Source organism: Gilliamella apicola (genome assembly GCF_003202655.1).
Taxonomy (GTDB): Bacteria; Pseudomonadota; Gammaproteobacteria; order Enterobacterales; family Orbaceae; genus Gilliamella; species Gilliamella apicola_R.
The window spans coordinates 1-17,406 of sequence record NZ_QGLR01000017.1 but is presented as its reverse complement, the minus strand read 5'-3'; the positions used below and the strand labels follow the sequence as shown (position 1 = coordinate 17,406).

Genomic DNA, 17,406 nt, shown 5'->3' with positions numbered 1-17,406 from the left:
AACCATATCATGGCTAAAGGTGTACGTGAAAAAATTAGATTAGTTTCTTCTGCTGGTACCGGTCATTTTTATACCACTAGCAAAAACAAAAGAACCATGCCTGAAAAAATGGAGATCAAAAAATACGATCCCGTTGTTCGTCAGCATGTTGTTTATAAAGAAGCTAAAATTAAATAATTTTACTTATAAATAAAAAACCCAGCTTAGGCTGGGTTTTTTTATCGTTATAATAAATTATCTCCTACCGTCCATATAAAAAAGTACTTTGATTATCTACTGACTAAAAATATTTCCAGCTCATCAACACTCCACTTCAAAATAGACTACTATTAATTGATCGCAAAAGTTTCGGTCAAATTCGGTCAAAATCAGAGATGATTTTACCCACCGATTTTGACCGATTGTTTTTGTTTCTGGTGATAATAAGGATAAATTTAAGCAAATATTGCACTATTTAATATGGTAAATGTGCCCTTTATCACATTTTATTATTAACGAAACAAAACAGATAACAAAACAGATTCCATACACAAAATGGTAATTTTTACAAAGTTAAAATGACAAGGCAGTTAAGGAGATATTATGTTAATACTAGAACGGCAACAAATGATCATTCAATTACTCAGTCAACACACTAGTTTGACAGTAAATGATATGGCAAAACTCTGTTCCGTATCTAAAGAAACACTACGTAGAGATTTAAGAGCTTTAGAGGAAAAGGACTTAATACGTCGCAGCCATGGCGGCGCTGTTCTCGCCTCTACTCTCTCTAGTGAACCTATAGTGCCTTCCATATTGAGTAATAATCGCTCTTTCCGCCAACGGATTTTAGTTAATACAGAGGTAAAAACCCGCATCGCTCGAAAAGCACTACAGTTTGTAAATAATGCAGATCGTATCGCTTTAGATAGTAGTTCTTCTTGCTGGTTTTTAGCTCGACAGCTACCAAATGTTGACATGACTGTCATCACTCATTCAATAAATGTTGTTCAAACATTAGCAGCCAAAAGCCAAATTCAAATTTTTGTTTTAGGTGGCGCCTATTTTGCCAAAAACGAAGATATGGTTGGCTCATTAACCGAAAAAATGTTGGCGGAATTTACTATAGATACCTTATTTATTTCTTGCGATGGCTTAGATTTTGATAATGGTTTAAGTGACAACAATGAATATCATGCTCATTTGAAAAAACAGATGATTTTAACAGCAAGAAAAGTCATTGTATTAGCAGATTCAACCAAATTTAATCAAAACGCCTTCGCCAAAATATGTAACTTAGGCGATATTGATGTACTCATTACCGATAAAACTATCGATAAACTACTACAAAAAGAGATGGATTGGCACAGTGTTGAGGTGGTATTAGCTTAATTAAATATCTCTTCTTAACTAGATAAAAATGATGATTCTAGTAATAAGGAGAATAGTTATGCAGTATAAAATTTCCCCATCACTGATGTGTATGGATTTAATTAATATAAAAGAGCAATTAACATTTTTTAATCAACATGCCGACTTTCTGCATGTTGATATCATGGATGGCCATTTTGTTAAAAATATCACACTTTCAGCTTTTTTTATTGAACAGATAAAACCTCACACATCCATACCAATCGATGTCCATTTGATGGTAGAACACCCTACGGATTTTATTGATCAAATGGCAAATGCAGGTGCCGATTTTATTTGTCCGCATGCGGAAACAATTAATACTAATGCGTTTAGGGTGATTAATCATATTCACCAATTAAATAAAAAAGCAGGAGTTGTCATCAATCCGGCAACACCTATTGAGTACATATCAGAATATATTCATCTACTTGATAAGATCACCATAATGACTGTAGATCCAGGTTATGCTGGACAACCATTTATTCCTGAAATGCTACAAAAAATAAGAAAACTTGCTGAATTAAAAAAACGTAATAGTTACAAATTTCTCATTGAGGTTGACGGTTCTTGTAATGCCAATACTTATTATCAACTGCTCTCATCTGGAGCTGAAGTATTGATTATGGGGAGCTCAGGGCTATTTAAAAAAAATCTCTCTTTAGATGAGGCATGGAAAAAAATGACGGTTGATATCAATAACGCTATCCAAACTATCAAATAGTAAAAGGACAATTAAATGAAAGGAAAAGTTTGTGTTTTCGGATCTTTTAATCTTGATATAACAGCATTTTTAGATCGTTTTCCTATGCCCGGTGAATCACTCGTTGCTAAATCAAGTAAGATTTCAGCAGGAGGAAAAGGGGCTAATCAAGCAACAGCAGCATTGAAAGCAGGAGCAAACGTACATTATATAGGGAAAATTGGTGAAGATGATTTTGGTTATTTTGCTCGTCGTCATCTTAAAGAGGTCGGGTTTAATGCGGTAACCATATTAAGCTCAAATGAACGAGCTACCGGTAATGCATTAATTTATGTTGCAGGAGAAAGTGCTGAAAATATGATTTCTGTCGATCCAGGTACCAATATGATTGTAACTGAAGAGGAAATTAAAAAATGTGAACCTGCAATAAAGTGTGCTGATGTGGTATTAGTCCAACTTGAAAACAACATTGCTGCGATTGAACAAGTCATTAATATCGCCAAAAATAACAACGCATTTACTATTTTAAATCCAGCACCATTTCAACCGGTAAGTGATGAATTATTATCAAAAGTTGACTTGTTAACCCCAAATGAAACCGAAACTTATCTTCTTACTGGGCAAAAAATTACCGATAAGGAAAGTGCCAAGCGTGCTGCCGATTATCTACATCAAAAAGGCGTTAAAAAAATCATCATCACGATGGGAGCAAAAGGTTCGTTACTTTCTGATCAGGCAACTAAAACTTGGATCCCTTGTTTTCCAGCAAATCCTGTTGATACCACTGGTGCTGGAGATGCTTTCAACGGCGCCCTAGCCGCTCAAATTGCTAATGGACAAGATATCAAACAAGCTGCGTTATTTAGCTCTGCTTTTGCAGCAGTGAGTGTCGAATATATTGGCGCAGCCTGTATGACGACCTACCAACAGGCAATTGAACGTATGCACAAACTTAGTGGTAATTAATAAATTATGACTAATTATTTTTGAATATTAAGGTTTTATTATGAATACGACAAATAAATCATCTACTTTAGATAGTAGTAGTTATTTAACCAAAACACCATGGGCAAAATTTATTCTAGTTTGTTGTTTATTTGCACTCTGGGGAATGGCGGTTAATTTAAATGATATTCTAATTGCACAGTTTAAAAAAGGGTTTGATCTTACTGATACCCAAACCGCTTTAGTACAATCAGTATTCTTTTTAGGATACTTTTTTATCGCCTTACCAGCAGCGGCGATAATAAAAAAATTCTCATATAAATTAGCGATTGTGATTGGTTTAATGTTATATGCGACTGGCTGTTTTCTATTTATTCCAGCCGCCTCCTCAATGACCTATTATGCATTTCTTGGCTGTTTAGGCATTATCGCTTGTGGTTTGTCATTTCTTGAGTCATCTTGTAATACCTATTCAAGTTTATTAGGACCAATAGAAACCTCAACACAGCGCATTAATTTCTCACAAATTTTTAATTCAGTAGGTGTTATCTTAGGTGTCCTAATTGGGCAACAATTAGTGTTTGGAAAAAATGATCCTAGCCATGCTGAATTGTTGCAAATGACACCAGAAGCGGCAGATGAAGCAAGGCATCAAATGGTTGGACAGGTAGTTACCCCCTATTTAATTATCGGTTCAATATTAGTTTTAATTGCGTTGCTATTTATTTTTGTCAAATTTCCTGCCTGTAAAGCTAGTTCGGTAGAAAACCAAGAAAATGAAAATTTAATTCATTCTTTAAAACGACTTTTTGCTATTCCTCGTTTTACTTTAGGTATCATTTCTCAGTTTTTATATGTAGGTGCGCAAGTCGGCGTCTGGAGTTTTACTATTCGCTTCGTCCAACAAGTGGAAACCGGAACATCAGAACATAATGCGACTTATTGGTTACTAATCTCGCTACTTTTCTATGCATTAGGCAAAGTGGTATCTACATTTTTAATGAAAAAAATAACTCCAGCTAAACTATTAAGTATATTTGCTCTGCTAGCGGTGTTCTTATTAGCAATCGCAATAATGAGCTCGGGTATCATCGCTATCGCAACATTAACTACTATTAGTTTTTGTATGGCGCCTGGATGGCCAACTAATTTCGGATTAACCATTAAAGGAATGGGTAAAGATACGCAAACTGCCGGTTCTATTGTCGTCATGTCAATTATTGGTGGTGCCGTTATTCCTCTCATTATGGGGATTATTTCTGATGTTAATCAAGGAAACATGCAAATCGCATTTATCGCCCCGTTATGCTGTTTTATCTACGTCGCATTTTATGGTTACTATTGTTCAAGAAAAGGTATCTAATATGAATAATTTAATTACAGGTATTGCTCATTTAGGTTTAAAAGTTAGTGATATTGATAAATCGTCAGCTTTCTATCAAACCTTAGGATTTAGTGTTAGAGAAAAATTTGCAAAAAAAGGCGAAAATGGCGAAGTACATGTAGCGTTTTTAACTTCTCCAAAACTTACTTTAGAACTTTATCAATTACCAGATTCTATTGATAATAGTTTATCTCAATCTCGCAATGGTATTGAACATTTTGCACTGGAAGTAAATGATATTGACAAAATGCTTAATAAAATAAAAGCACTCGGTTACGAAATTAATGAAGGGCCGGTTTATGAGAAAAGAGAGTATTGTGAAGTAAGCTTCTTTCTTATTAGTGGTCCTGATGGTGAGCGAGTTGAATTTGATATGACAAGATATTTCTAATCATTATCGCAATAAATAATGAGAGAATTATCAATAAAAAAACTACCGGTAAATACAGGTAGTTTTTTATTTGAAAAAATACGCTAAGACAAGATAACCGTAGAATTATTTTAAATATTGTTGTTCATATGCTCTGGCTTTTTTATCATCAAAAATATGTTCCCAACGAGCTATAACAATCGCAGCTAATGCATTACCAACAACATTAACCACCGTTCTCCCCATATCTAAAATACGTTCAACGCCCATAATATAACCGATACCTTCAATTGGGATACCAACGCTACCAAGTGTTGCAGATAACACTAAAATTGAAGCACCTGGCACACCGGCGATACCTTTTGAGGCAATCATCAACGTGATAACGATAATAATTTGATCTAAGATACTTAAATCCATTCCAAACAGTTGTGCTAGGAAAATAACCGTAATACTTTGATATAGTGTTGAACCATCAAGATTAAATGAATATCCAGTCGGGATAACAAAACTAGTAATAGCTTTTGGTGCCCCATAAGCTTCCATCTTTTCAATGATCTTCGGTAAGGCTGTTTCAGAACTTGCTGTTGAAAACGCAATAACTAGTTCTTCTTTTAATATTTTTAATAAGGTAAAAATATTAAATCGACACAATTTACAAACCAGACCTAATACGACAATGGTAAATATGATCATTGCAGAATAGACAGTTACAATTAATTTTAATAATGGTAGTAAAGAAGAAAAACCATATTTAGCAACAGTTACCGTAATTAATGCAAATACACCAATTGGCGCATAACGCATAATCATATTGGTCACTTTAAACATAGTATCTGATACTACTTTTAAGAAGAATACAAATGGTTCACGTTGCTTATCTGGTAAAGACATTAAACCTAAACCAAAAAATACACAAAAGAAAATAACTGGTAAAACGGCACCATCCGTCATCGCTTTAAATATATTGGCAGGTATCATATCTAAAATCATGACAATCAAACCATGAGGTTTACCGCTTAACTCTTCGGCAGCTTTAGTATATTTACTAATATCAGTGGTAGCTAAATTTGAAGAGTCAATTCCAGCACCTGGTGCGAAAATATTGCCCCATAAAAGACCTAATAAAATAGCAATCGTTGTGATGATTTCGAAATAAAGGATGGTTTTAAATCCTAATGTCCCTAAACGTTTAGAACCACCAATTCCAGCAATACCTAATGTCAGCGTACTAAGTATAATTGGTAGAACAATCATCTTAATTAAACGAATAAAAATATCACCTGCTGGTTGGAAAATATTAACAATTGAAAATTGGTAATATGAATGTAAAGCATGATTAGGATCAGCAAGTTCGTACAGAAAAGCACCTGCCACTATACCCAAAATCAAGGCAATTAAAATTTGCCAAGCTAGATTAGTTACGATTTTTTTTATTGAGAAAGACATGTAATTCTATTCCTTTTCACGGTTCTCGAAAACAAAAAAGGATTAGCAACACACACTAATCCTTTTTTATAATTAAAAATTATTCTTCGGATTCTTGAGCGGAATCATCACTGCTGTTGGCCTCTTGGGACAATTCCGATTCATCATCATCTTCCGTTTCAGCGATTCGTTGCAATCCGACAACTTTTTCGTTTTCGGCTGTTCGAATCAGGGTTACCCCTTGAGTATTTCGACCGACAATGCCGACTTCAGATACACGAGTACGAACTAAAGTACCTGCATCAGTAATCAACATGATTTGGTCAGTTTCCTCAACTTGCACTGCACCAACTACTGCACCATTGCGCTCACTCACTTTAATGGAAATTACCCCTTTAGTAGCCCGTGATTTAGTTGGATATAACTCTTGTTCGGTACGTTTACCGTAACCATTTTGCGTTGCAGTTAAGATTGCGCCATTTCCTCGAGGAACAATAAGTGATACGACTTTATCATCGCCTTCTAATTTAATACCTCGAACCCCTGTCGCAGTTCGTCCCATACAGCGAACTTTATTTGCAGGGAATCGAACAACTTTACCATTAGCAGAGAACAACATAATGTCTTCTGTATTAGAGATTTGCGAGACTTCTTCATCATTTTCAGTCTCATCACCAACGACATCATCATTCAGTTCTTCATCATCAACGGTATCAGACGTTTCATTATTGGTTAAATCAACGCCAATAAGCTCATCATCATCGCGCAGGTTAATAGCGATAATGCCACTACTTCGCGGACGACTAAATTCAATTAGTGAAGTTTTCTTAACCGTACCTTGAGCTGTAGCCATAAATACGCAATGTTCATCATCAAACTCACGAACTGGTAAAATTGCGGTAATACGCTCATCTGGCTCAAGTGGTAATAGGTTAATAATTGGACGACCACGAGAACCTCGGCTGGCTTCTGGTAATTGATACACTTTCATCCAATATAATCGGCCACGACTAGAGAAACAAAGGATAGTATCGTGAGTATTGGCAACTAATAACTTCTCAACAAAATCTTCCTCTTTAATCTTTGTTGCCGATTTGCCTTTACCACCTCGACGTTGCGCTTCATAATCAGAGAGTGGTTGATATTTGACATAACCTTGATGAGAAAGTGTTACTACCACATCTTCCTGAGCAATCAAGTCTTCAATATTGATATCCGCGCTACTTGCGGTAATTTCTGTTCTTCTTGCATCTTGGAACTGATCGCGAACCGCTTCAAGTTCTTCACGAATAACTTCCATTAATCGTTCTGGGCTTGCAAGAATATGTAATAAACCACTAATTTGAACTAATAACTCTTTATATTCATCAAGAATTTTTTCATGTTCAAGACCGGTTAAGCGATGTAAACGAAGATCTAAGATAGCTTGAGCTTGAGCTTCGGAAAGATAATAATGACCATCTCGAATACCAAACTCTGGTGCTAAATCTTCTGGTCGAGCGGCATCATCACCCGCTTTTTCAAGCATTGCAGCGACATTACCAAGCTGCCAAGCTTGCGATAATAATTTTGCTTTAGCTTCAGAAGGTGTCGCAGCAGCCCGGATTAATTCAATTACAGGGTCGATATTAGCTAATGCGATAGCTAAACCTTCCAATACATGCGCTCGCTCACGCGCCTTACGAAGTTCATAAATAGTTCGACGCGTTACCACTTCACGACGGTGAAGAACAAACGCTTCAATCATTTCTCGTAAGTTTAATAATTTAGGTTGACCTTTATGTAAGGCCACCATATTAATACCAAAAGAGACTTGTAGTTGAGTTAATGAGAAAAGATTATTTAAAACAACTTCACCCACGGCATCACGTTTAATTTCAATTACGATACGCATACCATCTTTATCTGATTCATCGCGTAGCGCTGAAATGCCTTCAATTTTTTTATCTTTAACTAACTCAGCAATCTTCTCAATTAGCTTTTTCTTATTAACTTGATAAGGAATTTCATTAACAATAATCGTTTCACGACCACTATGATCATCAACTTCAATCGTCGCTTTAGAACGAATGTAGATGATACCACGGCCAGTCCGATACGCATTTTCGATACCTTTGCGACCATTAATTAAGGCCGCAGTAGGGAAGTCAGGGCCATGGATATACTCCATTAAGCCATCAACAGAGATATTCTCATCTTCAATAAATGCCAAACAACCATTAATCACTTCAGCTAAATTATGGGGAGGGATATTGGTTGCCATACCAACAGCAATACCAGATGACCCATTGATTAATAAATTAGGAATACGCGTTGGCAGCACGTCAGGGATCATTTCTGATCCATCATAGTTTGGCGAGAAGTCTACAGTTTCTTTATCTAAATCCGTCAACAATGCCCCAGCAAATTTTTGCATACGAATTTCGGTATAACGCATTGCCGCAGCAGAGTCGCCGTCAACAGAACCAAAGTTACCTTGGCCATCAACAAGCATATAACGTAATGAGAATGGTTGAGCCATACGAACAATAGTGTCATAAACTGCGGAATCACCATGTGGATGATATTTACCGATGACATCACCAACAACACGAGCAGATTTTCGGTAAGGTTTATTCCAGTCGTATCCAGCTTCATGCATAGCAAATAAAACCCGTCTATGTACAGGTTTTAATCCGTCACGGACATCAGGTAAAGCACGCCCGACAATAACAGACATTGCATAATCAAGATAAGAGGATTTTAATTCATCTTCAATATTGACGGGGGTTATTTCTTTCGCTAGTTCGGTCATAACACCAAGTTCTCTTATTAATTCAAATCTTAAAATAGCTTATAATTATAGCACAAAAATCGCTATTAATGCAGAACTAAACTGTTTTTATTTCAACTTATTCTGTATGAATAAACAATGTATTTTCAATTAATTGGCATAAACAGTTTAAAATCATTGCATGCATTTCGTAAGCCACCACTTTTTTGAAAGATGGAACTCTAATTTCAATATCACTCTGCCCAAGTAAACCTATTACTTCACCACCATCAAATGCGGTTAATGCCACTATTTTCATATCTTTAATTACCGCTTCTTGGACTGCACGAATAATTGAACGACTATTACCTTCACAACTGGATATAATCAAAATATCACCTTGTTGTCCTAAGGCTTGAATTTGGCGCGCATATACCTCTTCATGATTGGCTATCGCACTTAACAACACATTGTCGGAAACTAAAGCTATAGCTGGAATACTTGGTCTTTCAATATCAACACTAGTAATTAAGCGTGAAGTAAAGCTTTGCACATTGGCAGCTGCAGCACCATTACCACATCCCATAATTTTATTACCATTTAGTAAGCCACCAACAATGATATTAGCTGCTTTTTCAATTGCAGAGCCTAGCGATTCAGCCATAACAATTTGAGTTTGAATACTTTCAGTAAAATAATTTTTTATTAAATCTTGCACGTTTTTCACCTAACTATTAAAACGCATTAATTATCCATTTTTGATTTTTTCCGGTTATGGCAAAAACATCAAACCTAAAATCTGTATCTTCAATATTTAAATTGTTTTCTAACATCCAAAGTTGTGCAGCTTGTTTAATTTTGAGCTGTTTTTGGGATGATATGGTCATCTCAGCTTCACCAAAATTAGCATTTTTACGATACCTAACTTCAACAAACACTAAGCTAGTATTGTCTCGCATAATTAGATCAATTTCACCGATTTGATATTGGCTATTTTGCGCGATTAACAAAAGACCTTGCTGAGTCAAAAATTGGCAAGCAATTTGTTCATAATGCTTGCCAATTTTTTGGCTATTTGCTTTGTTGTTCAGACGGTTCAGATGCCTCTGTTGTCTTGGTTGATTCAGAGGTTTCAGATGTTTCAGATGTTTCATAAACATATTGCTGCCAAGAAAGCTCTCGAGTGACTTCACATTGACTACTTGTTGACAATTTACCAGTTAAACCATCTAACAGGTTAAGTTGGTAAGAATCAAGTTGATTAAAGCGATTCGCTAATCGCCAAGCATCAATACCCATAGCGTATAATCGGGTTAAAGAATAATCCTGCTTAATATTTTCTGGTATATTTGATGATTGTGTTTCGGTTAAATCAACAATCAAAGGAATATCCGCATATTCAGTTTGATTCATTTCATAATTAAAGTCATTAGAAGTACTACCTACATGACTTTTAGAACTTGAATAAAGCGCGATAGCGGAAGATCCATTACCAATACTTTGGTTAGTACCCAAATCAAGTAGTGGTTTTATTAAAGTTAATTCGTCATATGATGCATATACATAAATCGCGTCAAAACCAGTATAACTTGATGATGTTGTCGCACTGCCATCATCAAAAGAGATTGGACGACCAGTTAATTTTATACCACTGTTATGATTCATATTACTTCTTAAAGTATCAACACTACCAACATATTGAACATAAGCTTGTGATGAACCGCCAGCAATTTGCGCCCATTGCTTAGCAAAGTTTTTAGCAACCCGTCGACCCAAATCATTTTCTGTTACAATTAAAAGTGGTTTTCGTTTATTTTGAGCAAAAATATGTTCAGCAGCATCTCTTGCTTCATCTTCAGGTGAAAGGGTAAAGAAACACATCTTATTAGAGGGAACTCTACCATCATCAACTTTGTTCAAAGCCAGAACAGGAATTGCTGGTGCCAACTGTTTTATTTTAGCTACATTTTCTTTCAATAGTGGACCAACAATTAAATCAATATTTTGTTCTTTCACTTGTTGTAGCAAACTATCCATTGATGAAATTGATGTATCTAAGAGGACGATATTTTGTTGTGGCTCCTCAGGATAAAATTTAGTTGCCTCAACATAGCCTTGACGAATGGTATTACCAAATATTTTAGAAGGTCCATTTAATGGTAATAATAATGCCACTTTTTTGGTAGTTACATTATCAACCGATAGCGTCTGTTGACCTGTATACATTGAAACTAGTTGTTGCGCAGGATGATTTGGATACTTTGATGCCCAATCTAAAATAGCTATTTTTAGTTGATTTTCTTGGTAACTATTTCTTGCATTAACGGCTTTAGACGTATCTCCTTCTTGAATCTCTACTTTTTTATTATTACTTAGGTATACATAACTTAAATCAATCCAACCTTTTAATATTGCTTCATCTTCACGGGCAGAAATTTTACTTATTTGACTGCCAGATAATTTGCTAAAGAAATTCCAAGTATTATTCAGTACTTGTTTTTGCTGTGCCTCTGAGGCAAATTTTTGTAAAAATAAATAGTCGTGCGCTTGTTGATCAATATTTCTAGCTTGGCGATCAAAAACTAATTTTATTAAGTAATAACGATAAGACTGAGAATCATTTAATTGATCAGCTGATAACTGATTAAGATTAAATGGCTGTCCTTTTCTAATCGCGATTTCGCCTTGTGACAACAATAGATCTTTTTGCTGTTCAGGACTGAGGTTAGTCGGTAGTTGAGATAATAAACTGTTTGCTTGGGAAAGTTTATTCTCATTTATCAATGCGCGGACAGTTAATAATTGCCAATCAATTTTTTTACTTCCTGAGCTAGCTTCAGCTTGCGACAAATAATAATTTGAATCTTTAGTTTCATCAAAATTAGCACTTTTCGATAAAGTAAGATTACATGCGCTTAACAACGAAAAAAATACTAACATTGTAATAGTATAAAAGGATTGTTTTATTTTCATACCCATTCTCTTATAAATTTTCATCCCCAAATTCGTTGAACGTGAACAGTCACTTCTTCACGATCGTGATAAAGCTGTTTCGCCTGAATTTGTACATTAATTTGATTCTTTTTTAGTTCTTCTATTAATAATTGTAAATTTTGCTTTACTTCTTCATAACGTTTCTTCATTGGTAACTTGAGATTAAAAATTGTCTCTCGGCACCAACCATTAATCAGCCAATTGGCCATTAATTCTGTTACTTTAGCTGGTTTTTCAACCATATCACATACCAGCCAATAAATATTATGCTTTTTAGGTATAAATTTGAAGCCATCTTCACGAAAATGTTTAACTTGCCCAGTTTCCATTAGTTTTTCATTCATCGGACCATTATCTATAGCATATACCATCATGCTTCTTTTGACCAATTGATAAGTCCATCCTCCTGGACACGCGCCCAAATCAACAGCGTTTAAACCACCTTTTAATCGTTCATCCCACTCCTCATAGGGAATAAAAATATGAAAAGCTTCTTCTAATTTTAACGTTGAACGGCTTGGCGCATCAGCAGGAAATTTTAATCTCGGTATTCCCATATAAAAAGGCGAATTATTTTGACTTAAGGAATATCCTACATAACAACTATTATTGCTAATAAATAAAAGATGAATTACTGGTCTTGAGGCATTTTGAACTTTTAGCAGGATACGTTTATTACGTAAAGCTTGACGAAGAGGAACAGTAAATTTTCGACAAAATCCCGCTAATTGTTTACCTTCATTGGTATCAGCTACTTCTACTCGCAAATCACCAGCTTTGTCAACAATACCCGATAAAGCATCAATTATTGGTGTAATACGGTCTTCGGTTGGTAAATCAACTAATAATTCCCCTGCAACAAACATTTGTCTGGCAAAAATAAGCGTTCGAAAAGGAATTTCTTTAATCAATAATCGTGCGTCACCATCTTGATAGCATTCAAATATCACATAACCGCTGTTTTCTTTGACTTTGGCAAATCCAAATATCTCTTTTTGTGTTGCTCTATCCGTTATTTCTGCGGCACACTCTTTTTCGAATCCCGGCCGGCAATACAAAATTATTTTATTTAGTTTTTGCATATCGTATTTTTTCGTTTTTCCCAATTAAGACAAAAATTATCATATTAATCTGATTGAACTTTATCTGTATACAAAGGCGCTTCACCTTTAGGTCGAGTTTTGAATCGTCGATGCAACCACATGTATTGTTCTGGCGCTTGCAAAATTTCTTGTTCGATAGCTTTGTTCATAAACGTAGCCGCTTGCACATCATCATCAATAGGATAACCTTTAAGCTCAGGGGTGACATAAACAGTGTAATGACCATTTTTCTCACGTTTTGGTGTGAAAGGTATAATTGCCGGTTGACCTAATTTAACCAAAATTCTTGTTCCAATTGTGGTTGCGGCTTTTTCTACCGCAAAAAGTGGTGCAAATACACTATTTTTAGGACCATAATCGTGATCAGGTGCATACCATAGTAATTCACCATTTTTTAAAGCTCTGATCATGCCTTTGGTATTATAGCGATCTAACATATATTTATTTGATTTTAAACGTCCTTTTAACTGCACATAATCCATAACTGGATTATCGTTTGGTCGGTAAACGCCAACACCAGGATGGCTCATACCTAAAATACGCGCACCTAACTCTAAGGTTAAAAAATGAATTCCAATTAATAAAACACCCTGTCCTGATTGTTGTATCTGGGTGATATGTGAATCCCCTACAATTGAAGAGTGTTTAGCTAGTCTTTTGTCTGACCAAAACCAAGCCATACCCGTTTCAAAAATTGCCAGCCCGGTCGAAATAAAATTATCTCGTAAAATTTTATCGCGTTCTTGATCGGTTTTCTCCGGAAAGCATAATTTTAGGTTTTGTCGCGCGGTTTCCTTACGCTTACCAATTAATCTCATCGAAAGTAATCCCAAACCTTTTCCTAATTGATAAATCATTGGATATGGCAACAAAACGATGAGATATAAAATACTAATAGCAAACCATGTTAACCAGTAACGAGGATGCAATAGTCGTTTTGTAAAATTAGGATGAATTTCTTGATTATGGTTCATATTAAGATTAAATAACGATTTAAATGAAGTTGATTATTATATACCAATCTTGAGTTAAGCGGCAGAAAAATAAACTAATTAAGCATGATAGAAAATCTTTTAGCCACTAAATTTTTAAAATAATGTTAGTTCAAAAAAGAATAGGGAATAAGGATTAGGGATTAATTAACTAATCCCTATTCTTTAATTTTTACTCATTGTTAAAGTAAAAATAACATGCTTATAAAGACTATTCATTAAATTTTAAATTGCTACCGGTGCCTTAATAGCAGGATAAGGGTCATAACCAACAATTTCAAAATCTTCAAATTCATAATCAAAAATCGTCGGCGGCTTCCGTTTTATGACCAATTTAGGTAATGGCCGCGGATCACGACTTAATTGTAAATGAGTCTGTTCCATATGATTAGCATAAAGATGTGTGTCGCCGCCAGTCCAAACAAAATCCCCTACTTGTAAATCACACTGCTGAGCAATCATATGGACCAGTAGTGAATAACTGGCAATGTTAAACGGTACCCCTAAAAAGACATCACATGATCGTTGGTAAAGTTGACAAGAAAGCTTACCTTGAGCAACATAAAACTGAAAAAAAGCATGGCATGGCGCCAATGCCATCTGATCTAGTTCACCAACATTCCATGCCGAAACTATCATTCGTCTAGAGTCAGGATCATTTTTAATTTGTGCAATTAATTGAGAGATTTGATCTATTTGGCGACCATCAGCAGCCCCCCAAGCACGCCATTGCTTACCATAGACCGGGCCAAGATCACCGTTTTCATCAGCCCATTCATTCCATATGGTTACTTTATTATCTTTTAAATAATTAATGTTGGTATCACCTTTAAGAAACCAAAGCAATTCATAGATGATTGAGCGTATATGGCATTTTTTTGTTGTCACTAATGGAAAACCATCTTGCAAGTTAAACCGCATTTGATGACCAAAAATTGACAAAGTACCCGTCCCTGTGCGATCTGATTTAGGTGTTCCTTCATCTAAAATTTTTTGCATTAGTGCTAAATATTGTTTCATTTTCAAATAGCCTTATTGTTAAATCTATATGCATATAAAAGCATTAAGACACCACCAATAATCATTGGTAGGCAAAGGATTTGCCCCATACTAATAAAATTCAGAAATAAACCTAACTGTTCATCTGGTTGCCTAAAGAACTCTATAATAAATCTAAATATTCCATAGCAAACTAAAAATAGCCCGGACACCGAGCCGGTTGGACGAGGTTTACGAATAAAAAGATTTAATATAATAAATAATACGATGCCTTCAAATACCATTTCATAGAGTTGTGAAGGATGCCTTGGTAAAATGCCATTAAGTTGGCTATACAATGAAAACCATTCCGGATGCGATTGCACAAACATAAAATCAGCATGGCTTGAAGTTGGGAATAACATACCGATTGAAGAGTTAGTTACTCGACCCCAAAGTTCACCATTAATAAAATTACCAAATCGACCAAACATTAGGCCAATAGGAACTAATGGCGCCACAAAATCGCCCACTTGCATAAATGTTTTTTTGGTCTTTTTAGCAAATATAGCAATCACACAAATCGCACCAATTAAACCACCATGAAAAGACATACCGCCTTCCCAAACTTTGAATAAAATAGCCGGATCATCAATAAATGCGTCAAAGTTATAAAATAATATATAGCCCAGTCGTGCGCCGATAAAGAGTCCTAAAAACCCCCAAAATAATAGGTTTTCAACTTGTTGTGATGTCCAATTACTATTCGGCTTATTCGCACGACGCTTAGCTAAGTATAAAGCACCTAGTACGCCAAATAAATACATTGCACCATACCAATGCAAGGAAACCGGGCCGATTGAGAAAGCAATTGGGTCGAAATTAGGAAATTGTAAAAATTGATTCATTTTTTAACACGCTGTTTATTTTTTCGTTTGTGAGCAAAAAAGTTAGACCGTTTTTTCTTAAAAAGATTTGTAACAGGCTCTTCTATTTCAGATTGTATAGTAAATACAGGCAAAGAAAACTCTTTCATTGCTTTGCGATAAACATCACGCTTAAAAGCAATAACCTGCCTTATAGGATACCAATAACTTACCCATTTCCAATCATCAAATTCTGGAGTCGGTGACATATTTAGGTTTATTACTGAGGTATCTGAAATTAACTCAATTAAAAACCATTTTTGTTTTTGACCGATACATACTGGTTGATTATCCCATCGAATCATTCGTTTCGGTAGTTTATACCGTAACCAACCATTGGTAACCGACAAAATTTTTACATCTTTGGGTTGTAACCCCACTTCTTCATTAAGTTCACGAAACATTGCCTGTTCTGGCGTTTCATTTAATTTTATTCCGCCCTGAGGAAATTGCCAAGAGTTCTGCCCATAACGCCGAGCCCAAAGCACTTGACCACACCTGTTACAAATAACGATTCCTACATTTGGACGGTAGCCATCATTATCGATCACTGACTACCTCAAAAATTTATTTTTTTATATAGTTGAATTGTTTCATACATGCAACAATAAATAAATAGCAAAATGAGATTAATCGATAAATCTAATATTATAAAGGTGATTTTTTGGATAATTTAATAATGGTAATAATATTAATTATCGCAAATGTAACTTCTATCGCTAGGCTACCTAAAGAGCCAATCCATAAACTATAAATGATCCATAAAGCACTACTTAACAAAATAAGTAATCGCATCTTTTGCTGTTCAAAGCGAAATAGTGCAATAGTGACTAATGTAGTACCAATAACCGAGAAATAATGGATGAATTGCTTCCAATCTGGCGTCGTGAAAAAATAAAATAGCCACATTAACGCAATAAAGAACAACATTGCTAAATAATTTTTAGTATAGGTAGAGGTCACATTCCTAAAAATATTAACAATATTAAGTATAGCGGCAGGATAAGATTCAGGACCTAATAAATAAAAATGCAGCGTCATAATGATGTTAACAATAGTTAATTGCCAACGGAAAGCATTATCATTACGTTGTAAAAAGGCACTAACACCGACAAGATAACCTAATATACCAATTAGTTGCGGAACCGTTGTGTATTTTTCAATAAAATCTGATCCAAAAAATTGATATAAGAAGTTTAAGCTATCCACTGTTTGCTCCCTAGACAAATGGATCTGAATAATAGATTGTTCATGAATATGCTTTTACTAATCCTAGAATGCAAAAAAGCCCAACATTGCTGCTGGGCTCGTATATTTAAAAGTCTGGCGGCACCCTACTCTCACATGGGTAATACCCACACTACCATCGGCACTACGGCGTTTCACTTCTGAGTTCGGCATGGGGTCAGGTGGGACCACCGCGCTATTACCGCCAGACATAT

17 protein-coding genes and 1 rRNA gene are annotated in these 17,406 nt (G+C 35.3%); 6 read left to right on the top strand and 12 right to left on the bottom strand.

Annotated elements, in window-relative coordinates; translation table 11 throughout:
* The first annotated feature begins 9 nt into the window (after nt 1-9).
* The 6 genes from rpmG (at nt 10) to DKK70_RS14545 (ending at nt 4,812) form a co-directional block, all read left to right on the top strand.
* Nucleotides 10-177, top strand: coding sequence for a 50S ribosomal protein L33 (rpmG, locus tag DKK70_RS14570; RefSeq protein ID WP_034884348.1), 168 nt, complete (start codon nt 10-12; stop codon nt 175-177).
* A gap of 405 nt (nt 178-582) precedes the next feature.
* Nucleotides 583-1,371, top strand: a complete 789-nt coding sequence (locus DKK70_RS14565) for a DeoR/GlpR family DNA-binding transcription regulator (RefSeq protein ID WP_110424403.1) — start codon at nt 583-585, stop codon at nt 1,369-1,371.
* Nucleotides 1,372-1,429: 58 nt separating this feature from the next.
* The gene (gene alsE / locus DKK70_RS14560) at nt 1,430-2,113 is read left to right on the top strand and encodes a D-allulose 6-phosphate 3-epimerase (RefSeq protein ID WP_110434642.1); all 684 of its coding nucleotides are present in this window, start codon (nt 1,430-1,432) and stop codon (nt 2,111-2,113) included.
* 15 nt (nt 2,114-2,128) lie between these two features.
* Nucleotides 2,129-3,058: a ribokinase gene (locus DKK70_RS14555; protein WP_110434641.1), complete on the top strand. Its 930-nt coding sequence runs from the start codon at nt 2,129-2,131 to the stop codon at nt 3,056-3,058.
* A gap of 40 nt (nt 3,059-3,098) precedes the next feature.
* Nucleotides 3,099-4,400 carry an L-fucose:H+ symporter permease gene (gene fucP / locus DKK70_RS14550; RefSeq protein ID WP_110434640.1) on the top strand — a complete coding sequence of 434 codons (1,302 nt, stop codon included), beginning with the start codon at nt 3,099-3,101 and terminating at the stop codon, nt 4,398-4,400.
* 1 nt (nt 4,401) lies between these two features.
* Nucleotides 4,402-4,812, top strand: a complete 411-nt coding sequence (locus DKK70_RS14545; protein ID WP_158092453.1) for a VOC family protein — start codon at nt 4,402-4,404, stop codon at nt 4,810-4,812.
* Nucleotides 4,813-4,917: 105 nt separating this feature from the next.
* Here DKK70_RS14545 and gltP read toward each other — a convergent pair whose 3' ends face one another.
* The 12 genes from gltP to rrf all read right to left on the bottom strand — a co-directional run bounded on the left by gltP (nt 4,918) and on the right by rrf (nt 17,401).
* Nucleotides 4,918-6,228, bottom strand: coding sequence for a glutamate/aspartate:proton symporter GltP (gene gltP, locus DKK70_RS14540; protein ID WP_110434717.1), 1,311 nt, complete (start codon nt 6,226-6,228; stop codon nt 4,918-4,920).
* A 91-nt stretch (nt 6,229-6,319) separates the two neighbouring features.
* Entirely contained in the window at nt 6,320-9,013 is a 2,694-nt protein-coding gene (gene gyrA, locus DKK70_RS14535) for a DNA topoisomerase (ATP-hydrolyzing) subunit A (RefSeq protein WP_110434638.1), read from the bottom strand.
* 97 nt (nt 9,014-9,110) lie between these two features.
* Complete coding sequence (locus DKK70_RS14530; protein ID WP_110434637.1) at nt 9,111-9,689, bottom strand: SIS domain-containing protein; 579 nt, start codon at nt 9,687-9,689, stop codon at nt 9,111-9,113.
* A gap of 16 nt (nt 9,690-9,705) precedes the next feature.
* Entirely contained in the window at nt 9,706-10,035 is a 330-nt protein-coding gene (locus tag DKK70_RS14525) for a YraN family protein (protein WP_375335001.1), read from the bottom strand.
* 7 nt (nt 10,036-10,042) lie between these two features.
* On the bottom strand, nt 10,043-11,944 hold the full coding sequence (locus DKK70_RS14520) for a penicillin-binding protein activator (protein WP_181416024.1): 1,902 nt from the start codon (nt 11,942-11,944) through the stop codon (nt 10,043-10,045).
* 20 nt (nt 11,945-11,964) lie between these two features.
* Complete coding sequence (gene rlmM / locus DKK70_RS14515; protein WP_110434635.1) at nt 11,965-13,047, bottom strand: 23S rRNA (cytidine(2498)-2'-O)-methyltransferase RlmM; 1,083 nt, start codon at nt 13,045-13,047, stop codon at nt 11,965-11,967.
* A gap of 44 nt (nt 13,048-13,091) precedes the next feature.
* Entirely contained in the window at nt 13,092-14,042 is a 951-nt protein-coding gene (gene lpxL, locus DKK70_RS14510) for an LpxL/LpxP family Kdo(2)-lipid IV(A) lauroyl/palmitoleoyl acyltransferase (RefSeq protein ID WP_110434634.1), read from the bottom strand.
* Between the two features lie 243 nt (nt 14,043-14,285).
* Nucleotides 14,286-15,080 carry a thymidylate synthase gene (gene thyA, locus DKK70_RS14505; protein ID WP_110434633.1) on the bottom strand — a complete coding sequence of 265 codons (795 nt, stop codon included), beginning with the start codon at nt 15,078-15,080 and terminating at the stop codon, nt 14,286-14,288.
* 2 nt (nt 15,081-15,082) lie between these two features.
* Nucleotides 15,083-15,946 (bottom strand): prolipoprotein diacylglyceryl transferase, encoded by an 864-nt coding sequence (gene lgt, locus DKK70_RS14500; RefSeq protein ID WP_110434632.1) that lies wholly within the window; start codon nt 15,944-15,946, stop codon nt 15,083-15,085.
* The gene (gene rppH, locus DKK70_RS14495) at nt 15,943-16,515 is read right to left on the bottom strand and encodes an RNA pyrophosphohydrolase (protein WP_110434631.1); all 573 of its coding nucleotides are present in this window, start codon (nt 16,513-16,515) and stop codon (nt 15,943-15,945) included. The genes lgt and rppH overlap by 4 nt, the downstream gene beginning before the upstream one ends.
* Before the next feature lie 97 nt (nt 16,516-16,612).
* Nucleotides 16,613-17,173 (bottom strand): YgjV family protein, encoded by a 561-nt coding sequence (locus DKK70_RS14490; protein ID WP_181415321.1) that lies wholly within the window; start codon nt 17,171-17,173, stop codon nt 16,613-16,615.
* A gap of 112 nt (nt 17,174-17,285) precedes the next feature.
* Nucleotides 17,286-17,401: ribosomal RNA gene (gene rrf / locus DKK70_RS14485) — 5S ribosomal RNA — on the bottom strand.
* Nucleotides 17,402-17,406 lie beyond the last annotated feature (5 nt).

Coding starts and splice junctions, on each gene's coding strand:
- rpmG (WP_034884348.1), top strand. CDS start 10: ATGGCTAAAGGTGTACGTGAAAAAATTAGATTAGTTTCTTCTGCTGGT.
- DKK70_RS14565 (WP_110424403.1), top strand. CDS start 583: ATGTTAATACTAGAACGGCAACAAATGATCATTCAATTACTCAGTCAA.
- alsE (WP_110434642.1), top strand. CDS start 1,430: ATGCAGTATAAAATTTCCCCATCACTGATGTGTATGGATTTAATTAAT.
- DKK70_RS14555 (WP_110434641.1), top strand. CDS start 2,129: ATGAAAGGAAAAGTTTGTGTTTTCGGATCTTTTAATCTTGATATAACA.
- fucP (WP_110434640.1), top strand. CDS start 3,099: ATGAATACGACAAATAAATCATCTACTTTAGATAGTAGTAGTTATTTA.
- DKK70_RS14545 (WP_158092453.1), top strand. CDS start 4,402: ATGAATAATTTAATTACAGGTATTGCTCATTTAGGTTTAAAAGTTAGT.
- gyrA (WP_110434638.1), bottom strand. CDS start 9,013: ATGACCGAACTAGCGAAAGAAATAACCCCCGTCAATATTGAAGATGAA.
- DKK70_RS14520 (WP_181416024.1), bottom strand. CDS start 11,944: ATGAAAATAAAACAATCCTTTTATACTATTACAATGTTAGTATTTTTT.
- rlmM (WP_110434635.1), bottom strand. CDS start 13,047: ATGCAAAAACTAAATAAAATAATTTTGTATTGCCGGCCGGGATTCGAA.
- lpxL (WP_110434634.1), bottom strand. CDS start 14,042: ATGAACCATAATCAAGAAATTCATCCTAATTTTACAAAACGACTATTG.
- thyA (WP_110434633.1), bottom strand. CDS start 15,080: ATGAAACAATATTTAGCACTAATGCAAAAAATTTTAGATGAAGGAACA.
- lgt (WP_110434632.1), bottom strand. CDS start 15,946: ATGAATCAATTTTTACAATTTCCTAATTTCGACCCAATTGCTTTCTCA.